General features: G+C 35.1%; 17 protein-coding genes and 1 tRNA gene. 13 read left to right on the plus strand and 5 right to left on the minus strand.

Annotated elements, in window-relative coordinates; all coding sequences use genetic code 11:
• The first annotated feature begins 153 nt into the window (after window positions 1–153).
• The 13 genes from rpsL (at window position 154) to rpoC (ending at window position 17,472) form a co-directional block, all read left to right on the plus strand.
• The gene (gene rpsL, locus ACFEL1_RS06440) at window positions 154–537 is read left to right on the plus strand and encodes a 30S ribosomal protein S12 (RefSeq protein ID WP_341747241.1); all 384 of its coding nucleotides are present in this window, start codon (window positions 154–156) and stop codon (window positions 535–537) included.
• Window positions 538–556: 19 nt separating this feature from the next.
• Window positions 557–1,045 carry a 30S ribosomal protein S7 gene (gene rpsG / locus ACFEL1_RS06445; RefSeq protein ID WP_341747240.1) on the plus strand — a complete coding sequence of 163 codons (489 nt, stop codon included), beginning with the start codon at window positions 557–559 and terminating at the stop codon, window positions 1,043–1,045.
• A gap of 9 nt (window positions 1,046–1,054) precedes the next feature.
• On the plus strand, window positions 1,055–3,130 hold the full coding sequence (gene fusA, locus ACFEL1_RS06450) for an elongation factor G (protein ID WP_375330848.1): 2,076 nt from the start codon (window positions 1,055–1,057) through the stop codon (window positions 3,128–3,130).
• A gap of 85 nt (window positions 3,131–3,215) precedes the next feature.
• Window positions 3,216–3,827 (plus strand): palindromic element RPE1 domain-containing protein, encoded by a 612-nt coding sequence (locus ACFEL1_RS06455; protein WP_341761987.1) that lies wholly within the window; start codon window positions 3,216–3,218, stop codon window positions 3,825–3,827.
• Between the two features lie 209 nt (window positions 3,828–4,036).
• Window positions 4,037–4,112: transfer RNA gene (locus ACFEL1_RS06460), tRNA-Trp, on the plus strand.
• Between the two features lie 21 nt (window positions 4,113–4,133).
• Complete coding sequence (gene secE / locus ACFEL1_RS06465) at window positions 4,134–4,334, plus strand: preprotein translocase subunit SecE (protein WP_341748453.1); 201 nt, start codon at window positions 4,134–4,136, stop codon at window positions 4,332–4,334.
• Between the two features lie 22 nt (window positions 4,335–4,356).
• Window positions 4,357–4,887 (plus strand): transcription termination/antitermination protein NusG, encoded by a 531-nt coding sequence (gene nusG / locus ACFEL1_RS06470; protein WP_341761988.1) that lies wholly within the window; start codon window positions 4,357–4,359, stop codon window positions 4,885–4,887.
• 766 nt (window positions 4,888–5,653) lie between these two features.
• Window positions 5,654–6,088 carry a 50S ribosomal protein L11 gene (gene rplK / locus ACFEL1_RS06475; RefSeq protein ID WP_341758590.1) on the plus strand — a complete coding sequence of 145 codons (435 nt, stop codon included), beginning with the start codon at window positions 5,654–5,656 and terminating at the stop codon, window positions 6,086–6,088.
• 3 nt (window positions 6,089–6,091) lie between these two features.
• On the plus strand, window positions 6,092–6,799 hold the full coding sequence (gene rplA, locus ACFEL1_RS06480; RefSeq protein WP_375330849.1) for a 50S ribosomal protein L1: 708 nt from the start codon (window positions 6,092–6,094) through the stop codon (window positions 6,797–6,799).
• A gap of 21 nt (window positions 6,800–6,820) precedes the next feature.
• The gene (gene rplJ / locus ACFEL1_RS06485) at window positions 6,821–7,330 is read left to right on the plus strand and encodes a 50S ribosomal protein L10 (protein ID WP_341761990.1); all 510 of its coding nucleotides are present in this window, start codon (window positions 6,821–6,823) and stop codon (window positions 7,328–7,330) included.
• Between the two features lie 32 nt (window positions 7,331–7,362).
• The gene (rplL, locus tag ACFEL1_RS06490; protein WP_341763019.1) at window positions 7,363–7,731 is read left to right on the plus strand and encodes a 50S ribosomal protein L7/L12; all 369 of its coding nucleotides are present in this window, start codon (window positions 7,363–7,365) and stop codon (window positions 7,729–7,731) included.
• 1,405 nt (window positions 7,732–9,136) lie between these two features.
• Window positions 9,137–13,243, plus strand: coding sequence for a DNA-directed RNA polymerase subunit beta (gene rpoB, locus ACFEL1_RS06495; protein ID WP_375330850.1), 4,107 nt, complete (start codon window positions 9,137–9,139; stop codon window positions 13,241–13,243).
• Between the two features lie 95 nt (window positions 13,244–13,338).
• Entirely contained in the window at window positions 13,339–17,472 is a 4,134-nt protein-coding gene (gene rpoC, locus ACFEL1_RS06500; protein WP_375330851.1) for a DNA-directed RNA polymerase subunit beta', read from the plus strand.
• Window positions 17,473–17,965: 493 nt separating this feature from the next.
• Here the strand turns inward: rpoC and ACFEL1_RS06505 are convergent, their stop codons facing one another.
• The 5 genes from ACFEL1_RS06505 to ACFEL1_RS06525 form a co-directional block, all read right to left on the minus strand.
• Window positions 17,966–19,027: an IS110 family transposase gene (locus tag ACFEL1_RS06505; protein ID WP_342278263.1), complete on the minus strand. Its 1,062-nt coding sequence runs from the start codon at window positions 19,025–19,027 to the stop codon at window positions 17,966–17,968.
• A 138-nt stretch (window positions 19,028–19,165) separates the two neighbouring features.
• Window positions 19,166–19,327 carry a hypothetical protein gene (locus tag ACFEL1_RS06510; protein ID WP_341761148.1) on the minus strand — a complete coding sequence of 54 codons (162 nt, stop codon included), beginning with the start codon at window positions 19,325–19,327 and terminating at the stop codon, window positions 19,166–19,168.
• Window positions 19,328–19,537: 210 nt separating this feature from the next.
• Window positions 19,538–20,287 (minus strand): 4-hydroxy-tetrahydrodipicolinate reductase, encoded by a 750-nt coding sequence (dapB, locus tag ACFEL1_RS06515; protein ID WP_375330852.1) that lies wholly within the window; start codon window positions 20,285–20,287, stop codon window positions 19,538–19,540.
• Complete coding sequence (locus tag ACFEL1_RS06520; RefSeq protein ID WP_375330853.1) at window positions 20,284–20,766, minus strand: flavin reductase family protein; 483 nt, start codon at window positions 20,764–20,766, stop codon at window positions 20,284–20,286. Before ACFEL1_RS06520 ends, dapB begins: the two co-directional genes overlap by 4 nt.
• The gene (locus tag ACFEL1_RS06525) at window positions 20,751–21,488 is read right to left on the minus strand and encodes an ABC transporter substrate-binding protein (protein ID WP_342278886.1); all 738 of its coding nucleotides are present in this window, start codon (window positions 21,486–21,488) and stop codon (window positions 20,751–20,753) included. Before ACFEL1_RS06525 ends, ACFEL1_RS06520 begins: the two co-directional genes overlap by 16 nt.
• Window positions 21,489–21,708: the final 220 nt, after the last annotated feature.

Consider the following 21,708-nt stretch of genomic DNA (forward strand, 5'->3'; position numbering starts at 1 on the left):
TCAAATCTGATTGTTTCGATAATTTCACCGAATTTGGGATAAGAATTAACTAATTCTTATCCCAAATTCGCGTAAAGTGGTACAGTATATAGTTTCCCCTATAGCTTTAAGGGTTGATAGATAAATATCAAAAGGAAAAATTTGGAGTATTGAATGCCAACAAACAATCAGTTAGTACGTTTTGGAAGACAGTCGAAGATTCGTAGGACAAAATCCCCAGCTTTGGAATCTAATCCATTTTTGAAAGGTGTTTGTGTAATAGTGAAAACTGTTACTCCTAAGAAACCTAATTCTGCTCTTCGTAAAATGGCACGTGTTCGCTTAAGTAATGGGCAGTACGTGAATGCTTATATACCTGGTGAAGGGCATAATTTACAAGAACACTCTACGGTGTTGGTAAGGGGCGGAAGAGTTCCTGATCTTCCAGGTGTTAAGTACCATATAGTACGCGGTGCTTATGATACTCAGGGTGTAAAAAATCGTAAGCAAGGACGCTCACGTTATGGTACATCAGCGAAGCAAGCTGTAAAAAAATAATTTGAAATAGAGAGATAAAATGTCACGTCGTCATGCCGCAGAGAAAAGGGTTATCTTGCCTGATATGAAATATAATAGCCCTCTGCTTGCTAGGTTTATTAATAATATCATGAAGGAAGGGAAAAAAGCTCTAGCCGAAAAGATAGTATATTCTGCTTTTAGTAAAATAGAAAAAAAACATAGGGTAGATCCTTATGAAACTTTCAATAATGCTATGAATAATGTAAAGCCATATCTTGAGGTTACCTCAGTGCGTGTGGGAGGTGCAAATTATCAGGTTCCTTCCCCTGTTGATGAAAGAAGAGGGTATGCACTTGCGTCACGTTGGATTATCAATGCAGCAAATAAACGTTCTGAAAAAATGATGATTGATAAGTTGGCGGAGGAATTATTTGAAGCATCAAATAATAGAGGAGTTGCTATTAAAAAAAGAGAGGACACTCATAAAATGGCTGAAGCTAACAAAGCTTTTGCTCATTTTAGTCCCAAAAAATCGCAACCAAGGTAATTAAATCATATGGCGATTACAGAATTTTCTCTTGCTAATACTCGTAATATAGGTATTTGTGCTCATATTGACGCTGGTAAAACTACTACAACCGAGCGTATTCTCTTTTATACAGGAAAATCACATAAAATTGGTGAAGTTCATGAAGGCGGTGCCACTATGGATTGGATGGCACAAGAACAAGAACGTGGTATCACTATTACTTCTGCTGCTACTACCTGTTACTGGAAAAATATAAGGATTAACATTATTGATACCCCAGGTCACGTGGATTTTACAATAGAAGTAGAAAGGTCTTTACGTGTTTTAGATGGAGCAGTGGCGGTATTTGATGGTGTGGCCGGTGTTGAACCTCAGTCAGAAATAGTTTGGAGACAAGCTGATAAATATAAAGTACCTAGAATGTGCTTTGTCAATAAAATGGACAGAATGGGTGCTAATTTCTACAAATGTGTAGAAATGATTAAAGATCGTCTTGGTGCAAAACCTCTAGTAATTCAGTTGCCAGTTGGTATTGAAGAGAATTTCAAAGGAGTTATTGATTTAATCAAGATGCAGGCAATAATTTGGAAGGATGAATCTCTTGGAGCTGAATATTCGTACCAAGAAATCCCTGCTGATATGTTAGAAAAGGCTGAGGAATACCGTGCTTTGCTAATTGAAATGGTTGCTGAGAATGATGATCATTTGATGGAGAAATATTTATCAGGTGAAGAATTTACTGAGGAAGAAATTCAAGTAGTAATAAGGAAAGGAACGATTGACCGAGTCTTTTTTCCTGTGTTATGTGGTAGTGCCTTTAAAAATAAAGGTGTGCAACCTTTGCTAGATGCAGTTGTTGACTACTTACCTTCACCAATCGATATTGGAATAGTCAAGGGAATAGATATTAATTTTGGAGAAGAAAAAGATTTTAAAATATCAGCATCTGAACCTTTCTCTGCTTTAGCTTTTAAGGTAATGACCGATCCATTTGTTGGATCTCTTACATTTATCAGGATTTACTCTGGTAAGATTAGTTCAGGTGCTACTGTCATTAATACGGTAAAAGACCAAAAAGAACGAGTAGGTAGGATGCTTCTGATGCATGCTAATGAAAGAGAAGATATTAAGGAAGCTTTTGCAGGAGATATTGTTGCTTTAGCTGGTCTTAAAAATACCACTACTGGTGATACTTTGTGTGATCCGGATAAGCAGGTTATTTTGGAGAGAATGGAATTTCCTGAACCGGTTATTGAATTAGCTGTAGAGCCAAAATCAACTGCTGATCAAGAAAAAATGGGAATGGCATTGTCTAGGTTAGCTGCTGAAGATCCATCTTTTAGAGTATCAACTGATCAGGAAAGCGGTCAAACTGTTATTAAAGGTATGGGTGAACTGCATCTAGAGATTATGGTTGATCGTATGAAACGTGAGTTTAAAGTTGAGGCTAACATTGGAGCACCACAAGTAGCTTATCGGGAGACAATTACCAAGCCTTGTGAAATTGATTATACTCATAAAAAGCAATCTGGTGGAGCTGGACAATTTGCACGGGTTAAAATAATATTTGAACCTCAAGAAGCTGGAACAGGATTTACTTTTGAAAGCAAAATTGTTGGAGGAGCTATACCTAAAGAATTTATTCCTGGTGTTGAAAAGGGTCTAAATAATATTAAAGATACAGGTGTAGTTGCCGGCTATCCAATGATTGATTTTAAAGCAACTTTGATAGATGGAGCATTCCACGATGTAGATTCAAGTGTACTTGCATTTGAGATTGCTGCAAAAGCTGCTTTTAGAGAAGGTATGCCAAAAGGTAATCCAAAATTACTTGAGCCAATTATGAAAGTTGAAGTAATTACTCCTAATGAGTATATGGGGGATATTATTGGTGATCTAAACAGTCGTAGAGGACAAATGCAAAGTATGGATCCAAGAGGTAATGCACAAGTTATAACTGCAAATGTGCCGTTGGCCGAGATGTTTGGGTATGTTAGTACTTTGAGATCTTTATCACAAGGTAGATCTCAATATAGTATGGTTTTCTCTCATTATGAGCAAGTACCATTACAGGTGGCCGAAACTATTAAAGCTAAGAAATAAAAAAATTATTAAGATAGCTATTAGTGTATCATATATAATATGCTATAATGTTATTTTTTGTGAATAAATAATATAAGGCGTGAAAATGGCTAAGATGTCGTATGTTGAGGAATTTGTAGGAGACACGGAACGCAAAGCCGCAGCGTACTCAGACGTACGTGAGAATTCAAGTACCGTATCGATGTCCGAATCATCGGTAAAAGTAGAATTTTGCAAAATGTCTAATGAATTATTGCAATTAGTTAAGGGTGATATTGACTTGTATGGCAACTGGGTTTATTCAAAATTAAATTTGATGATGGAAGATATTAACGGAGATATTAATAACCGTGATGAGTTGCAAGAGCTACAAAAAGAACTCTTATATAAGGCGGCATGCCTTAGTAAAAATACTAAAATAATGGATTATTTACTAAGTAGTGTTGCCATACAGAAAGATGAGTATGATACAGTGTTATTTTTGGCAGAAAGCTTTAGTAATAGTGAGATGGAAAAATGTTTACTAGACTACGCAAAGATTAGAGATAAGACATTAAAACAAGAACTAATTTCCGGTGATAGTAAAGATAGTTCTGATGAGACAATATCAGATACGTTATCTAACGTAACATTAACTGATTCAGAACAAGAACAGTTCGAGGAAGTAACTACTATAGGGGATGGGTCAGAAGAAATTACAAATATACTAAGTGTGTAAGTTTAAGTAAGTATAATAGTTCTAAAGGTTGATGTCATTCCCGCGTAGGCGGGAATCTAAAAAATACTATGGATAATGTTGTTAGATATTTTATATCCCGCACCAAAGCGGGGATGACACCGAGGTTACTTAAGTTAATAAAACTTGCACACTTGGTAAATATAGAACTTTATTAAAAAAATAGTTTGATTTTTTAGTAAAAATATGATAGGAGTGTAGCTCAATTGGTAGAGCGTCGGTCTCCAAAACCGAAGGTTGCGGGTTCGATTCCTGTCGCTCCTGCCAACTGTAATGAGTTCGTATAATATGTTAAAGGAAAATAGAGTCTACAAATTTTATGAGCAAGTAAAGCAAGAAGTTTATAAAATTGTTTGGCTTGGTAAGAAAGAGCTGATAACTTCAACTCTTATAGTAGTGGTGGCTGTATTTATTTTTAGTATAATTTGTTTGGTGTTAGACTACGGTATACATAGCATAATGCAGGTTTTACTTAATATTGGGAAGTAAAGAATAGGTTTAGGGAAAAGTTGTGGTACAGTGGTACGTTATTCATACATTATCAGGCTCAGAAAAGCGTGTAAAGCAAATGATTCTCGATCAAATTGCTAAGCAGGGTATGTCGGAGTTTTTTGAGGATATCGTTGTTCCGGTTATTGAAGTACCTGAAGTTAAACGTGGTAAAAACGTTAAGACAGAGAAGAAATTTATGCCTGGTTATATTCTGATTAAAATGAATATGACAGATGATTCTTGGCATTTGGTAAAAAGTGTAACTAAGGTTACAGGTTTTTTAGGTAGTAAAAGTACTCCACAAGCCCTTAGCGAAAAAGAAATACAAAATATTTTTAGTAAACTGGAATCTGAAACCAAAGATGCTAGGATTTCAAAATTATATGAAATTGGTGAGGCAGTAATTGTTACTGATGGTCCATTTGAGACTTTTACAGGGGTTATAGAAGAAATTGATTATGACAAAAATAGATTGCGTGTGTCTATATCTATTTTTGGTAAAGCAACTCCTATAGAACTAAATTTTACGCAGGTTAAGAAAAATAATTAGGGTTTGTTTAGAGTAGGGTGTGTACTCAAATGATCCTATGAATTGGATTTGAAAATGAATGGTGAGAAAGCGTAGCGTACATATAGTATAGTTACACATGCGAATCCATGATATTTTCAAAAAACAATTCGTAGGAGCAGAAGAGTATGCAGTTTATTGTCTCTACCATCCTAGCTAAATGTATGATTGTCAACTTAATGTCATCCCAGCGTAATTTGGGGTCTAAAAAGAGCCTTCTAGGTTGTTTAGACTCTGCCTACGTAGGGGGTAGGGATAATACTAAGCCTAGTATTAATTTGTTACATCGATACTTGAGGTTAAGTTGAATTCGATATAATATTTGTCGTTGATGTCATCCCAACGTAAGTTAGGGTTTAATAGCCTTTACAGGTTATTTTTTGGATTTTCGCTTTTAGCTAGGAATGACCTCGTTTTTGGTTCTGTAAGTACCATTACTTACGTTGGCTTTTTGATCCACGCGTGGGTAATGCCATAACTGTTGAAAGTTAAAAAACCGTTATTGCGAAGTGCCGTTAGGTGCTGTGCAATCTTCGTGGAGTAAGGTATCCTTCACAAGATTGCCACGTTGCCGCTTGCGGCGGCTTTTCGCAATGACGGTTTAAGCCTTACAACAGTGCTTTGCTAATAGACGATTTTTAACTTTCAACAGTTGTGGGCAATGCCTACATGGTAATGACATCGAGAGTGTATTGACAAGGCTCACGTGAATAATGCTATTAATTAAATAAGTAAGGATAAGATTATAATGGCAAAAAAAATAACCGCTTATATTAAGTTAACTGTGCCAGCAGGTAAGGCTAATCCATCCCCACCTATTGGTCCTGCACTTGGTCAGAAGAAACTTAATATTATGGAGTTTTGTAAGGCGTTTAACGCAGCAACTAGTGCTATTGAACCAGGTACTCCTATCCCAGTCGTGATTACTGCTTATGAAGACAATAGTTTTACTTTTGTAACTAAGACTTCTCCAGCATCGTATTACTTAAAACAATTTGCTAAAATTCCTAAAGGTTCTAGTGCTACTAAAAAAGAAGCATTTGTTGGTAAGGTTACCATGTCAGATTGCATTGAAATTGCAAAAATTAAAATGGTAGATCTTAATACTGATAATTTAATAGCTGCCGCTAAAATTATTCGTGGTACTGCTGAATCTATGGGTCTTGAAGTGGTAGGAGATTAATATATGTTAGTTGATAAAAAATTAGTTGGTGGCAAAAAGATTAGAGAAGCAAGAAAAAAAGTAGCTCTAGTTGGCAACCGCACTTTAGCAGAAGGAATAGAGTTGCTTAAGTCTGTGTCTTATACTAAATTTGACTCTACTTTGGAAGTGGTGATGAAATTAGGGATAGATCCTAAGCACTCAGATCAAATGGTGCGTGGTGTTGTCGCATTACCAGCTGGTACGGGTAAAGTTAGTAGAGTTGCAGTGATTTGTAAGGATGAAAAGATAGAAGAAGCTAAAGAAGCTGGAGCAGATATTGCTGGTTCTACAGAAATTATCGATGATATTAAAGCAGGAAAAATTAATTTTGACGTTTGTATTGCAACACCAAATATGATGTCAGCAATAGGTGCAGTGGCAAGAATTTTAGGTCCAAAGGGCTTAATGCCAAATCCAAAACTTGGGACTGTAACTACCGATATTGTAACGGCAATTAAAAATGCCACAAGTGGTCAAGTAGAGTATAGGGTTGAAAAGGCAGGTATTATTCATGCTGGAGTTGGTAAATTATCATTTTCTAAACAAGATTTGCTAGATAATGCATCAACTTTGATATCTGCTGTAGTTAAAGCAAAGCCTTCTGGTGCTAAAGGAAATTATTTAAAAGCAATATATCTATCTTCTACTATGAGTCCATCAGTAAAAATAGATTTAGCAAGTATATCGTAAAATACGACAAGGAGAATTAAGGTGTTAAGATCAGAGAAACATGAATTTGTCGTAGAACTTGAAGAGGTGTATAAACGGTCAAATTCCGTGATAATTACTCATTATCATGGGCTTACTGTTAGTCAAGTAACTCTACTGCGTAGGTCTCTTAAAGCAAAAAATGCGGGGTTCAAAGTAGTTAAAAATACTTTGTCAAAAATAGCAGCAAATAAGGCTGGTATTGGTGATATAGTACATTTGCTTGTTGGTCCGACAGCCTTTGCATATTCTGAAGACCCTGTTGAGGCTGCGAAAGTTGTCGTAGAATTTGCTAAAACTAATGAATGTTTGAAAGTAGTTGGTGGTTTAGTAAATAATCAAATATTAGATGCGAATTCTGTACAACAACTTGCAAAATTGCCTTCATTAAATGAGCTTAGAGGGAAAATTATTGGTGTGGTGCAAGCTCCTGCAACTAAAATTGCTGGTGTGGTGCAAGCTCCTGCAGCCAAGCTTGCTAGAGTTTTTCAAGCTTATGCAAATAAAGAATAATTTAATAAAAAAGTTTTAAGAGGAAGAAAATTATGACAGACCTAGTAAAAATCGTAGATCAATTGTCAACACTTACAGTAATTCAAGCAGCAGAGCTTGCAAAAATGCTAGAAGAAAAATGGGGTGTAACAGCCGCAGCTCCTGTAGCACAGGCGGTGGGTTCTGTAGCATCAGAAGCAGTAGCTGAAAAGACAGCATTTGAAGTTGTTTTAGTCAGTAGTGGTGATAAAAAAATAGAGGTAATTAAGGTAACTAGAGAACTTACTGGTCTTGGTTTAAAAGAGGCTAAAGAGTTAGTAGATGCTGCCCCAAAAACTATTAAATCTGGTGTAAATAAAGAAGATGCTGAAAGTTTTAAAGCAAAATTAGAAGCAGTTGGAGCAAAAATTGAATTAAAATAATTGAGTGTACCATCGGGTAGAAAAAGCCTAGAGTTTACTTTGGGGGTGTATTAAATAGCTTGTTTGTGTAAGTTCATATTAATTAGGCTCTGTGAAGGTTGTTAGGATAACTTTCTAAGTTAATTATAGAGTGTAGTGATCAAAGAATAGGGACAAAGGGATAAAGGATTAAGCGTACATTTGTAAGTATGTGAATCCCCAGCAGTTTTTATGGGTATTAACTTAAGCACAGGGTTTTGTTATTGTTGAGCAGTATTTTAACAAAAAAGATGTCATTCCCGTGTAGGCAGGAATGACATTAACCGTCACAGGGATGATATACTCGAATGATTTGGAGAATTGGATTTAAAAATGAGGGGCGAGTGAATGGAGCGTACATAAGGTACGTGAGTACACGAGTCCCTGATATTTTCAAAAAATAATTTTTCAAAGCAGACAGATTATACTTAGGCTGCTTAAGTTATACCCATGTAGTAGTTTTGTGATAGCCTTTCTTTATAAAGCAAAACAATAATAAATATATGTATACTCGAATGTGATTCCGAATTATTTTTTGAGAATATCAGGGACTCGCGTACTCACGTACCTTATGTACGCCTAGTCTGCTCGCCCCTCATTTTCAAATCCAATTCGGAGTCACATTCGAGTATACCGCAAGATTTAGAATATACATAGATTGGTAGAAACATTTTGGGACTAAATCTAGGTTTGTATTGTTAATAATGGAAATGAACTTGTTGTGTGATATTCTATTTGGTTTACGAGTTATGTTGCTAAATATGTTATCATACCCGTATAAACTATTACATTTTGTACAAAAACTTATAAAACTTTTAAGACAAAGTTCTTTTGCTTTAAGAGGTCTTTGTATTTATTTATCCAAAATTCTGAATCAGATGAAGATAAGAAACAGATTTGTACATTTTAGTATATTTTTCTACTTTAAAGAATTGGTGTGGCAAAATTTCGGGTATTTGTGTATTTACGTACTAGATGTACGCCTAGTTCGCTTAGCCCTTGTTTATTGTCCCCATTCTTCAGATCATTCGAGTATAACAATTTAGTTTATGTTAAGGTAAAGAAATTGGTAATTAAAGTTTAATTTTGAATTAAATAACCTGAATTTGATGTAACAAGTTAGTAGCAAATTTAATGTTATCTTTGTTAGGGTTGATGTTATCCGAGCTATGATACAGGGATAAACAAACTCTATATTATCCCAGCGTGGGTAGTGGAATCTAAAAAAGTAGCCTTCTAGGCTTTTTCTAGACCTTGCTACTTTCGTAGGGGGACATTGAAGGGAATGACATTGAGACTATTGTAATATGTGAGATTCCAAGTTTGAAGTAGATTTTTACTTGGTTTCAAAATAAAAAATTATTAAAAGCATTAATCGGGAGATTATATGACAACGCAATCCTTATCAATTGGCAAACGCGTAAGAAAAAATTTTGGTCACATAAATTTGGTAGCGTCTATACCAAATTTGATAGAGGTTCAGAAAAATTCTTATAAAAAAGGTTTTTTACAATTAGGAGTTAAAGATTCTGAGCGAGAAAACAGAGGATTACAATCAGTATTAAGTTCAATTTTTCCGATTCATGATCCCTCTAATGTTGCATATTTAGAATTTGCTAAATATGAATTTGATAATCCTAAATATGATGTCGAAGAATGTACTCAAAGAGGTCTTAGTTATGCTGCTCCTCTTAAAGTCACATTGCGATTAAGTATTTGGGATATTGATGAAGACACTGGAGCAAAAGAAATCAAAGGTATTAAAGAACAAGAAGTTTATATGGGGGATATTCCCCTAATGACAAAGAATGGTACTTTTATTATTAATGGTACAGAAAGAGTGGTGGTATCACAGATGCATAGGTCACCTGGCGTATTTTTCTATCATGATGATGGGAAAATTCATTCTTCAGGGAAGTTTCTATATTCTGCTAGAGTTATACCTTATAGAGGATCATGGCTAGATTTTGAATTTGATGCTAAAGATATTGTTTACTTTAGAATAGATAGGAAAAGAAAGCTTTATGCTACTACTCTTCTTAGAGCCATTGGAATGTCTACCAATGAAATTATAAAATTCTATTATGATACGGTAACATGTTTTACCAAAAATGCAAGCTGGGCAACAAAGTTTATACCTGAGTCTATAACTGCTCATAGGCTAGTTAATGACTTAGTGGATGCGGATACCGGCAATGTGATACTTGCATTTGGTCAGAAGATTACTCCTCGTTTGGCTAAAAAATTTGCTAAAGATGGAGTGAAAAATATTTTGGTAGAACGTGAATATTTAGTAGGCAAATATTTAGCACAAGATCTTGTTAATCCGGATAATGGTGAGGTACTAGCCGAAATTGGTGAAATGATCACAATGGATATGCTGGACTCTATTATGACTCTTGAAATTCCGTCTGTCGATGTACTTGCTATAAATCCACAATCAAGTCCTTACATAAGGAACACCTTATTTGCTGATAAAAATCAAAATTATGAATCAGCATTGATAGACATATTTAGGGTATTAAGACCAGGAGAACCAGCTAATATTGAAGCTGCTAAAACATTATTTAACAACTTGTTCTTTGACCATGAAAGATATGATCTTTCAGAAGTTGGTCGTATTAAAATGAATGCAAGATTGGAACTTAATATACCAGAATCTACAGCTATTTTAACTATTGAAGATATTAAAAATATTCTTAAAGTTTTAGTAGAGCTAAAAGATGGTAAAGGTTCGATAGATGATATTGATCACCTTGGTAACAGAAGAGTTAGGTCAGTTGGTGAACTAATTGAGAATCAGTTCAGAATTGGTCTTGTTCGTATAGAGAAATCAGTACTTGAAAGAATGTCGGTGGTTGATCTTGATGCCGTTATGCCTCATGATTTAGTAAATTCAAAAGTTTTGGTTTCTGTAGTAAAAGAATTTTTTAGTACTTCACAACTTTCTCAATTTATGGATCAAACTAATCCATTATCAGAAATAACTCATAAAAGAAGATTATCAGCTTTAGGGCCTGGTGGACTTAGCAGGGAGAGAGCAGGGTTTGAAGTGAGGGACGTCCACCCTACTCATTATGGGAGGATATGTCCAATTGAAACACCAGAAGGACAGAACATAGGTTTGATTAATTCCATGGCTACTTATGCTAGAGTTAATAAGCATGGCTTCATTGAGACACCTTATCGAAAAGTCGTGGATGGTCATGTAACTGACGAAGTTGTTTACTTGTCAGCTATTGAAGAAGGAAAATATAAAGTTGCTCAAGCTAATGCAGTTGTCGATCAAAAAGGTTTGTTACAAGAAGAATTAATTAACTGTCGAACTGAAGGTGGTAATTTTGTTATGGTTACCCCTCTAGAAGTGGATTACATTGACGTTACCCCGATGCAGGTTGTTTCCGTTGCTGCATCACTTATTCCATTTTTAGAAAATGACGATGCTAATAGAGCCTTGATGGGGTCAAACATGCAACGTCAGGCTGTACCGCTTATTAGAAGTGATGCCCCTTTAGTTGGTACTGGTATTGAAGGAATTGTTGCACAAGATTCTGGGGTTTCAGTTGTAGCCTTGCATGATGGGATAGTAAAGCAAGTTGATTCAACTAGAATAGTTGTAAGGACTAAGGAGCAGAAAACAGATGGATCACCTAGTGTGGACATTTATAATTTATTAAAATTTCAAAGATCTAACCATAATACTTGTATTAATCAAAAGCCGTTGATTAACGTTGGTGATTATGTAAAAAAAGGTGAAGTAATTGCTGATGGACCAAGTACAGATAATGGTGAAATAGCTCTTGGTAGAAATGTGCTAGTAGCTTTTTTACCATGGAATGGTTATAATTTTGAAGATTCGATTTTAATATCAGAACGTATTGTAAAAGATGATATTTATACCTCAATTCATATTGAAGAATTTGAAATAATTGCTAGAGATACAAGACTTGGCCCCGAAGAAATTACTCGCGATATTCCAAATGTTAGTGATGAAAGTTTACGCCATCTTGACGAAGTTGGTATAGTATATGTTGGTGCAGAAATAAAACCAGGCGATATCTTGGTGGGTAAGGTTACCCCTAAAAGTGAGTCACCTATGACTCCAGAAGAGAAATTACTCAGAGCTATTTTTGGAGAAAAAGCTTCAGATGTTCGGGATTCATCTTTACGTGTTCCTACTGGGATCACTGGTACAGTGGTAGAAGTACGAGTGTTTTCTCGTAGGGGAATAGAAAAGGATGAGCGTGCTATAGCTATTGAAAAACAACAAATTGAAAAATTATCAAAAGATAGGGATGATGAACTTCGAATCATAGAGCATTTTGTTTTTATGCGTTTAGAGAAGATTTTAACAGGACAAATAATTGTTAGCGGCCCTAAATCCGTAAAATCCGGTCAATTGATTAGTGATCAAACTCTTAAGTCATTATCAAAAGGACAATTTTGGCAACTGATTGTTGAAGATGCTAATGTAATGAATGAAATTGAGCAAATTAAACGTCATTATGATGAAAAGCAAGAGAAGCTTAATAAGTGTTTTACTAGCAAAGTAGAGAAATTACAAAGTGGTGATGACTTACCACAAGGTGCTCTTAAAGTTGTAAAAGTATTCATTGCTACTAAACATAAGTTACAACCTGGAGATAAAATGGCCGGAAGACACGGAAATAAGGGTGTTATCTCTCGTATTATGCCAGAAGAAGATATGCCATTTTTAGAAGATGGCACAGTAGTTGATATAGTTCTTAACCCACTTGGCTTACCTTCACGTATGAATGTAGGGCAGATTTTAGAGACTCATCTTGGTTGGGCGGCAGTAAATCTTGGTAAAAAAATATCTTCTATGTTGGATCAAGTTCATAACAACAAAATTGATGTAGAAGAGCTTAAATCTTTTGTTTCCGAGGTATATGGGCATAACTCAACGACAAGAAATATAAAGAAAATGTCCAATCAAGAGATTATTGAGTTTTGTAATAATATCGATAAGGGGGTATATTTTTCAACCCCAGTTTTTGATGGTGCAAAGGTTGAGAATGTAAAAGAAATGCTAGTCCTTGCAGATCAAGACCCATCAGGTCAAATTAGGTTGATTGATGGTAGAACAGGAGAGTATTTTGATCGTGCCGTTACAGTTGGCTATAAATATTTCCTAAAATTACATCATTTGGCTGATGATAAAATTCATGCTCGTTCTATCGGTCCTTATAGTTTGGTAACTCAGCAACCATTAGGTGGTAAGTCGCATTTTGGAGGTCAAAGATTTGGTGAGATGGAGTGTTGGGCACTGCAAGCTTATGGTGCTGCTTATACGTTACAAGAAATGTTAACTGTAAAATCAGACGATGTGGTTGGTAGAATTAAAATTTATGAATCTATTGTCCGAGGTGATAATAATTTTGAATCGGGTATTCCTGAGTCGTTTAACGTGATGATCAAAGAATTCAGGTCCTTGTGCTTAAATGTAAAGCTTGAGGATACTACCACAGATTAAAGATATTTTTTGCAATTGCTACAGAAGTTCCAAGAGGCTTTTTACTAAACTATATCTGAAAAATTTTTTAAGGAAGAATCTTTATGACAACAGGGATGACAAATTTTTACGGACAATTAAGCAGTACTCAGCAATTTGATCAAATAAGAATTAATATTGCTAGTCCTGATCAAGTGCGTTCATGGTCTTTTGGTGAGGTAATGAAACCTGAGACAATAAATTACCGTACTTTCAAGCCAGAGAAAGAAGGACTATTTTGTGCTAGAATTTTTGGACCCGTGAAGGACTATGAGTGTCTTTGTGGTAAATATAAACGTATGAAATATCGTGGCATCACTTGTGAGAAATGTGGTGTTGAAGTTACTACATCTAGAGTCCGAAGAGAAAGAATGGGGCATATTGAGCTAGCAGCACCAGTTGCCCATATATGGTTCTTGAAATCTTTACCATCAAGGATTAGTACATTGCTAGATATGACTATGAAGGATCTAGAAAAAGTTCTATATTTTGAAAGTTATGTTGTTGTTGATCCTGGGTTATCTGCTCTGCAAAAAGGTGACCTTTTATCGGAAGACGGTTTGCAAAAGGCACAAGATGAGTACGGAGAAGATAGTTTTACTGCTTCTATTGGGGCTGAAGTAATTCAGCAGATGCTTACAGAACTTGATTTACCTGAATTAAAGAAGAGTTTGCAAGAAGATTTATTAAATACATCTTCAGAAGTTAAAAAGAAGAAGATTGTTAAAAGACTTAAGTTAGTTGAAGATTTTCTTGAATCTGAGAATAAGCCAGAATGGATGATTATGACTGTTCTGCCAGTTATCCCACCTGAAATTAGACCATTAGTTATGCTTGATGGAGGAAGGTTTGCAACTTCTGATCTTAACGAACTTTATAGAAGGGTTATTAATAGAAATAATAGATTAAAAAGACTACTTGAACTAAAAGCACCGGATATTATCATCAGAAATGAAAAAAGGATGTTACAAGAATCGGTCGATGCATTATTTGATAATGGTCGTCGTGGTAAAGTAGTGAAAAATACTAATAAACGTCCATTTAAGTCACTTAGTGATATGCTAAAAGGTAAACAAGGTCGTTTTCGTCAGAATTTGCTTGGTAAACGAGTGGATTATTCTGGTCGTTCTGTTATCGTTGTGGGACCAGAGCTTAAGTTACACCAATGTGGTTTACCAAAGACGATGGCGTTGGAATTATTCAAGCCATTTATTTATTCAAAGCTTGAATTATATGGAATTGCTACCACTATAAAAGCCGCTAAGAAAATGGTTGAAGCTGAGAAATCAGAAGTATGGGATATTTTAGAAGAAGTTATACGTGAACATCCAGTATTGCTGAATAGAGCACCAACTTTGCATCGTTTAGGTATCCAAGCTTTTGAACCTTTACTGATAGAAGGGAAAGCTATCCAGCTACATCCTTTAGTCTGTGCTGCGTTCAATGCTGATTTTGATGGTGATCAGATGGCAGTGCATATCCCTCTTTCAATTGAAGCTCAGCTTGAGGCAAGAGTACTTATGATGTCAACAAACAACATATTGAGTCCGGCAAATGGTCGTCCGATTATCGTCCCTGATAAGGACATAGTACTAGGTCTTTATTATTTAACAATGGTTTTTGACAATGAACCTAGTGAAGGGATGAGTTTTGCTAGCATGTCGGAGATTGAACATGCTTTGTATAATAAGGTAATAACTATTCACTCAAAGATAAAATTTCGTCGCGATGTGCTTAATGTTGAAGGGGAGGTTGTATCAACTATAGTGGATACTAGCTTTGGTAGGTTAATTATAGGAGAATTATTACCACGTAATCATAATGTTGGATTTAAGTTCGTAAATAAATCCATGACTAAAAAGGATATATCTGCGGTTATTGATTTGGTGTATCGCCACTGTGGACAAAAGGCTACAGTGATCTTTGCTGATCAACTAATGAAACTTGGATTTAAATATGCTTGTTCCTCAGGCATTTCTTTTGGTATGGACGACATGGTTGTACCAAAATCAAAAGATAGTCATATTGATTCAACATTGACTGAGGTAAAAGAATTTGAACAACAATATTCTGATGGTCTAATTACTTACGGTGAAAAATACAATAAAGTGATTGATGCTTGGTCTAAATGTACGGATAAAGTAGCAAATGACATGATGAAAGAAATTGCTATGACACCTGTTAATAATAAGCCTAATCATCAGAAAGTAAATTCGATATATATGATGGCTACTTCGGGAGCAAGGGGATCAGCAGCACAGATTAAGCAATTAGCTGGTATGCGTGGTTTGATGGCTAAACCATCAAGTGAGATTATTGAAACCCCGATTATTTCTAATTTTCGAGAAGGTCTTACTGTTCTTGAATATTTTAATTCTACACATGGTGCACGTAAAGGTCTTGCAGATACAGCGTTGAAAACAGCTAATTCTGGGTATTTAACCCGTAGATTAGTTGATGTTGCTCAAGATTGTATAATTACTGATGAAGATTGTAAAACTACAAAAGGCATAGAAGTTAGAAGTATTATCGATGGTGGTGAAGTTATTGTATCGCTCGCAGAGCAAATTTTAGGTAGAACAGTTGCGATTAACGTATATCACCCAGTTACTAATGCATTATTACTATCAGCCGGTGAATTAATTAATGAAGCAAAATTAGAAGAAATCGAATCTTCTGGTTTGGATGTGGTAATGGTAAGATCTGTTCTAACATGTGAGGTTGTTGATGGAATATGTGTAAGATGTTATGGTAGAGATCTAGCCACTGGTTCTTTAGTATCAGTCGGAGAAGCAGTAGGAGTGATTGCTGCCCAGTCAATTGGTGAGCCAGGTACCCAGCTGACCATGAGAACTTTCCATATTGGAGGAGCTGCAACGAAAGGTGTTGAAATATCTTCAATAGAAGCCTCTCATGATGCAAAAGTGAAGATTTTAGGTCGTAATGTGGTTGTTGATTCTGAGGGACGTAAGATCGTAATGGGTCGTTCATGTGAGTTATTATTATTGGATGCTAATAATAATGAGAAGGCAAGACATAAAGTACCGTATGGTGCAAGATTAATAGCTGATGATTCAGATAAGGTAAAAAAAGGACAAAAATTAGTAGAGAGGGATCCGTACACTATTCCGATTATTACCGAGAAATCTGGAAAGGTTGTATTTAAGGATATGGTAGAAGGAGTGTCAATTCGTGATATCACTGATGAAACAACTGGTATTTCTAGCAAAGTTATAATTGAATCAAAACAATATTCACGCGGAGCAGAGTTACGTCCTCGTATTCAATTAGTTGATGAGAATGGAGAAACTATTATGCTATCCAATGGTTTGGAGGCTAGATATTACATGCCAGTGAATGCTATTTTAAATGTTGAAGATGGTGCTAAGGTGTCAGTAGGTGATATTTTATCACGTATTCCAAGGGAATCAACTAAAACAAAAGATATTACTGGGGGTCTTCCACGAGTAGCTGAACTTGTTGAGGCTAGACGTCCAAAAGATCATGCTGTTATTGCAGAAGTAGATGGTAGAGTTGAATTTGGCAAAGACTATAAGTCAAAAAGGCGTATTGTTATTCAGCCAAGTGATAACACTACACCAATTGAATATATGGTACCAAAAGGCAAACATGTTGTTGTTAATGAAGGTGATTTTGTTAAAAAAGGCGATATGTTAATTGATGGCAATCCAGTTCTACAGGATATTTTAAAGGTAATGGGAGTGGAAGCTCTTACAAGCTACATGGTGGGAGAAATCCAAGCAGTTTACCGTTTACAGGGCGTAAAAATTGACGATAAGCACATTGAGGTAATAATTCGCCAAATGTTACAAAAAGTAGAGGTAACCCATTCTGGGGATACGACATTAATGGTTGATGAGAAGATAGATCATCGTGAATTTGCTGAAATTAATAAAAAAGCTATAGATAACGGTTTAAGACCGGCTGAAGCCCAACCAATCCTACAAGGTATTACTAAGGCATCGTTGCAAACTAGATCATTTATTTCTGCTGCTTCTTTCCAAGAAACAACAAGAGTTCTAACGGAGTCTGCTATAGCTGGAAAAATTGATAAATTGCGTGGGTTGAAAGAAAATGTCATAGTTGGTAGATTAGTACCAGCAGGAACAGGCTTTTACATGAATAGGATGCGTAAACTTGCAGCTAAACTGGACCAGGAAGAGGTCAATTATCAGAAAACTTTAGGATAGATTCTCTTTAATAGGGAGTGTACTCTTCTGCTCCTACGAATTGTTTTTTGAGAATATCAAGGATTCGCGTCTTATCTTCGAGATAAATATGAGCAGAAATTATGCTATAGAACGTGAGTATTATGCGACGAGTGGAGTGTAGAATTAAATTCTCGTTACTGACTACATGTATGAACCTCCTGTAAAATGCAAGAAAAAAATAACATCTAATAGCAAAAATGCAAATGCATACATGTATCCGGCTTATAGTTAATAAATTATGTGTAATTTATCCTACAGCCCTGATGGAATTCGCTGGCTTACAAATTTACTATATACTTATCATTTTATCGGCTTCAAAGAGCCATTGTAGTCATCAGTTTTTTTGTAAGCTAAGGTTTGTCTTATTTACCATCAATATTATTATCTCACGCATATTCCGGGTTGGAATCTTTTACATATTCTTTGTTTACCTATTAATTAATAAACCACTATTTATTTTATTTTATGTTAATTATAATAGCTCTGTGCTACAAACTTTACTCTCTACATAATCATCCCCTGACCTTAGTACTGCAAACACCACTCTTGCCAGTTTATTAGCTACAGCAACTACTGTTTTATTATGTCCATTTCGCTCAGATAAATTAAACATCCACTGCGTAAATTTGCTAAAATCTTTTTTAGATTTTTGTTCTTCCAATGTAAATCTTATCTTGGCATTTAGTACAGCTCTAGCTCCTTGGATCAATAGAGTACGCAAGTAAACATCACCTCGCTTGCTAATTCCAAGCAACTTATCTTTCCCTCCACTGGAATGCTGCCTTGGCACTAATCCAAACCATGCCGATAATTGCCTACCATTCTCAAAACTTGTAGCATTACCTATTGATGCTATTAAAGCAGTAGCAGTAATTAAACCAAGACCAGGTATAGCTGTTAATCGTTGATATTGAGTTAAGTTGCTAGCTATTATTTTTAATCTTTTTTCTATCTCTTTTATTTTTTTGTCATTATCCAAAAATTCCTCTTTCAGTTCACTAAATGTTTGATAACCCAGCTGGCTTAAATTTCCTTCATCTAAAATCTCGGTTAATTTTGTCATAACCTTATTGATCCCTTGAGGAATAATAAAACCAAATTCATGTAGTAGACCCCTAATTTCATTAGCAAGGGCAGTACGATTTTTTACCAATCTCTCTCTTACTCGATGAATTGATAAAATATCTTGTTGTTCTACAGTTCTAATTGGTACAAACCTCATATTTGGTCTTGTTACCGCTTCACATATAGCTTCTGCATCAGCTTGATCATTTTTATTAGTTTTAACATACGGTTTGACAAATTGTGCTGCCATTAGTTTTACTGTATGCCCCAATTTAGTTATTTCTCTTGCCCAGTAACTAGCTCCGCCGCAAGCTTCCATCCCTACCAAACATTTTGGTAAATTAGCCATAAATGTTAAAACTTGATCTCTCATTAATTTTTTCTTTAATACCGTCTTACCATTTTTATCTACACCATGAATTTGGAAAATTCTTTTTGCAATATCTATACCAATTGTGGTAACTTCCATCTTAGCCTCCTGATTGTTATTTTAATATTAACTTTAGAAGATTAGCAACTGCTTTTCATTCTGTATATCAGGAGGTTCATACCATTATTTTTTCACCTGTGGAATTTTATAATAAAGAAATACTGATAAAAGTGTACTTTAATGACAAGAGTTTTTATTTGAAACAAAACAATGGTAATACACATAAGAAGCATTATGTTGACTAATTTTTAGTATGTCAAGTAGAAAAGTGATGTTTACATGACTACAAACTTCATGCCAAAACCACTGCAAACCTGATTCTTTAGACGTTTTAAGCACTTTTTTGTCTCGAAGATGAGTCGCGATAAGAGGTACGAAGCAATATTGCAGGACGAGAATTTCTGTTTGGAACAGTTGTAATATACATGAAAGAGATTATATCTCTAAATTCTAGCATTGTCAAATAAAAAATATCATTTACATGACTACAAATCTTATGGCAAAATCCTTATAAACCTTATTCTTTAGGTGTTTTAAGCACTTTTTCGTCTAGAAGATGAGTAGCGAGAACATATCACGCATTGAATAAAGACCGGCTGGTTTATCAAATAACCAAATGGCAGCCTGAATTGCACCATCAGCAAAGGATTCTTTACTTAATGCTTGATGTTTTATACTAAGAACTTGGTTATTACCTAAAAATAACACTTCATGTTCCCCATGTACCTGTCCTCCCCTAATAGAACTAATACCAATTTCATCAGGCTGTCTTTGACCTTTTTGACTACGATCAAATACTGCATATTCATCAAAATCTAAATTTCTAGCCTTAGCTACAGCCTTACCCAACATTATAGCTGTACCAGAAGGGGCGTCTTTCTTCATACGATGGTGACAATCTAGAATCTCTATATCGTAAGTATTATCTAGAATTTTTGCTGCCTTTTCTGCCAGTACTGTAAGTAAGTTCGCACCTAAACTCATATTAGCTGAATATAATATAGCCAAGCTTTTGGAAGCTGCGTTTAAGTGATCAAGCTGATATTGAGTTAGGTCAGTAGTGCCAATCACTAATTTATTGTTGTAGCTAATAGCATAATCAAGTAATTTTTCTAATATTTCACTGCTAGAAAAGTCGATAATTACATCAGAATTCTGACAAAACTTAGCAAGATCATCTATGCTATTTTTTCTAGTAAATGTTGTAGAAAGTGTACAAGCATTAAATCCATTCATTCTTTGAATTATCATCTGCCCCATTTTACCAGTTGCACCACAAACACCTATACAAACAGTCATTTTAATCCTCTATATTGTCTTAAACAATGTACTAGAGGGTTTAAGTTACTGTTCACTATAGTATTTATCACCTCACCAATCAGTATAACATGATCTCCTGCTTCATATTGACTAAACTTGTTGCATTCAATATGGCAAACTGCTCCCTCAATCAAAGGACAATTAGTAGTACACCCTAAATTATACGAAATACCCGCAAATTTATCAGTGTTAAACTTAGAAAAATGCCTAGAAATATCTTCTTGATCCTCAGCTAGAATACTAACAGCAAAATACTCGCTACTAGTAAAAGCACTCATGCTAAAAGCTTGTTTATCAAGACAAAACGATACCAAAGGTGGTAACAAAGAAACTGAGGTAAAGGAATCTGCAGTAAAACCAAATAGCTTATTATTGTATAAAGTAGTGATAATAGTAACCCCTGTAGGCAAAGTACTAAGAGCTTGTTTAAATCGTTCGGAATTCACTGTTGAAGCCATCTTTTAGTAATACGGCTAATTGTTCCATCTTCTGTCAATTCAACAATAGCTTTATTAACACTCTCAATAAGTTTAGAATTTTTTGGCATAGCGATAGCTAGTTCAGATGAAAACTCTGTTAAACTGAAGCTAGCAAGATCAGGATTATTCTCAATAAATTTCTTAGATTGGGATGCCTCTAGTACCACCGCATCTATAACTTTTGACTTTAACTCTTCGACTAGCATTAAATTATTTGATAAATAATTTATTCTAATATTAAACTGCTTAGCTAAATCCTGAACTATTACCGCCCATGTTGTACCAAGTTGTACACCCACAGCTTTATTATCCAAATCTCCAGTATTCTTTAAATTATCTGCTGATCTATACAATATTGACACATTCGTTGATACATAAGGAACTGAGAAGCTAATATGTTTTTTACGCTCTTCGGTTACTGATAACCCAGCTATCACTATATCAACATTCTCAGTAGTCAAGGATGCAAGTAAACCATTAAAATCAAAATTTTTAATTATAACTTTTTTCCCTATTTGTTCTCCTATAGCATTAATAATATCAATATCAAATCCTACTATTTGACCATTTTGGATAAATTCGTAAGGGGGGTTATCTGCAGAAGTTGCAACTATTAAATTTTGTTCCTTAGATTGATTATCACAACCAGTCATCAAAAAGGAACAACATATAACAAGGAAGAATAGCTTTATTAGTTTCATAAAAATCAAATAACTGTTTTAATTAATCTGAGTTACCCGAATTTGGGATAAGAGTTGACTAATTCTTATCCCAAATTCGCGTGAGTTCGATGTAATAATTATCCTTCTATACTGGGTATAATGCCTACGCGGGAATGACATCGAGGGAATTAGAATCGAACTCATGTTAATTGATTATCGCACTTCTTATAAGTATATACAATAGACTTTTTTAAAATTT

The sequence above is a fragment of the Candidatus Tisiphia endosymbiont of Oplodontha viridula genome, assembly GCF_964264865.1.
Lineage (GTDB): Bacteria > Pseudomonadota > Alphaproteobacteria > Rickettsiales > Rickettsiaceae > Tisiphia.

Excerpts from the sequence above, each read along its gene's own strand:
- rpsL (WP_341747241.1), top strand. The coding sequence starts at position 154 with ATGCCAACAAACAATCAGTTAGTACGTTTTGGAAGACAGTCGAAGATT.
- rpsG (WP_341747240.1), top strand. The coding sequence starts at position 557 with ATGTCACGTCGTCATGCCGCAGAGAAAAGGGTTATCTTGCCTGATATG.
- fusA (WP_375330848.1), top strand. The coding sequence starts at position 1,055 with ATGGCGATTACAGAATTTTCTCTTGCTAATACTCGTAATATAGGTATT.
- ACFEL1_RS06455 (WP_341761987.1), top strand. The coding sequence starts at position 3,216 with ATGGCTAAGATGTCGTATGTTGAGGAATTTGTAGGAGACACGGAACGC.
- secE (WP_341748453.1), top strand. The coding sequence starts at position 4,134 with ATGTTAAAGGAAAATAGAGTCTACAAATTTTATGAGCAAGTAAAGCAA.
- rplK (WP_341758590.1), top strand. The coding sequence starts at position 5,654 with ATGGCAAAAAAAATAACCGCTTATATTAAGTTAACTGTGCCAGCAGGT.
- rplA (WP_375330849.1), top strand. The coding sequence starts at position 6,092 with ATGTTAGTTGATAAAAAATTAGTTGGTGGCAAAAAGATTAGAGAAGCA.
- rplL (WP_341763019.1), top strand. The coding sequence starts at position 7,363 with ATGACAGACCTAGTAAAAATCGTAGATCAATTGTCAACACTTACAGTA.
- rpoB (WP_375330850.1), top strand. The coding sequence starts at position 9,137 with ATGACAACGCAATCCTTATCAATTGGCAAACGCGTAAGAAAAAATTTT.
- rpoC (WP_375330851.1), top strand. The coding sequence starts at position 13,339 with ATGACAAATTTTTACGGACAATTAAGCAGTACTCAGCAATTTGATCAA.
- ACFEL1_RS06505 (WP_342278263.1), bottom strand. The coding sequence starts at position 19,027 with ATGGAAGTTACCACAATTGGTATAGATATTGCAAAAAGAATTTTCCAA.
- dapB (WP_375330852.1), bottom strand. The coding sequence starts at position 20,287 with ATGACTGTTTGTATAGGTGTTTGTGGTGCAACTGGTAAAATGGGGCAG.
- ACFEL1_RS06520 (WP_375330853.1), bottom strand. The coding sequence starts at position 20,766 with ATGGCTTCAACAGTGAATTCCGAACGATTTAAACAAGCTCTTAGTACT.
- ACFEL1_RS06525 (WP_342278886.1), bottom strand. The coding sequence starts at position 21,488 with ATGAAACTAATAAAGCTATTCTTCCTTGTTATATGTTGTTCCTTTTTG.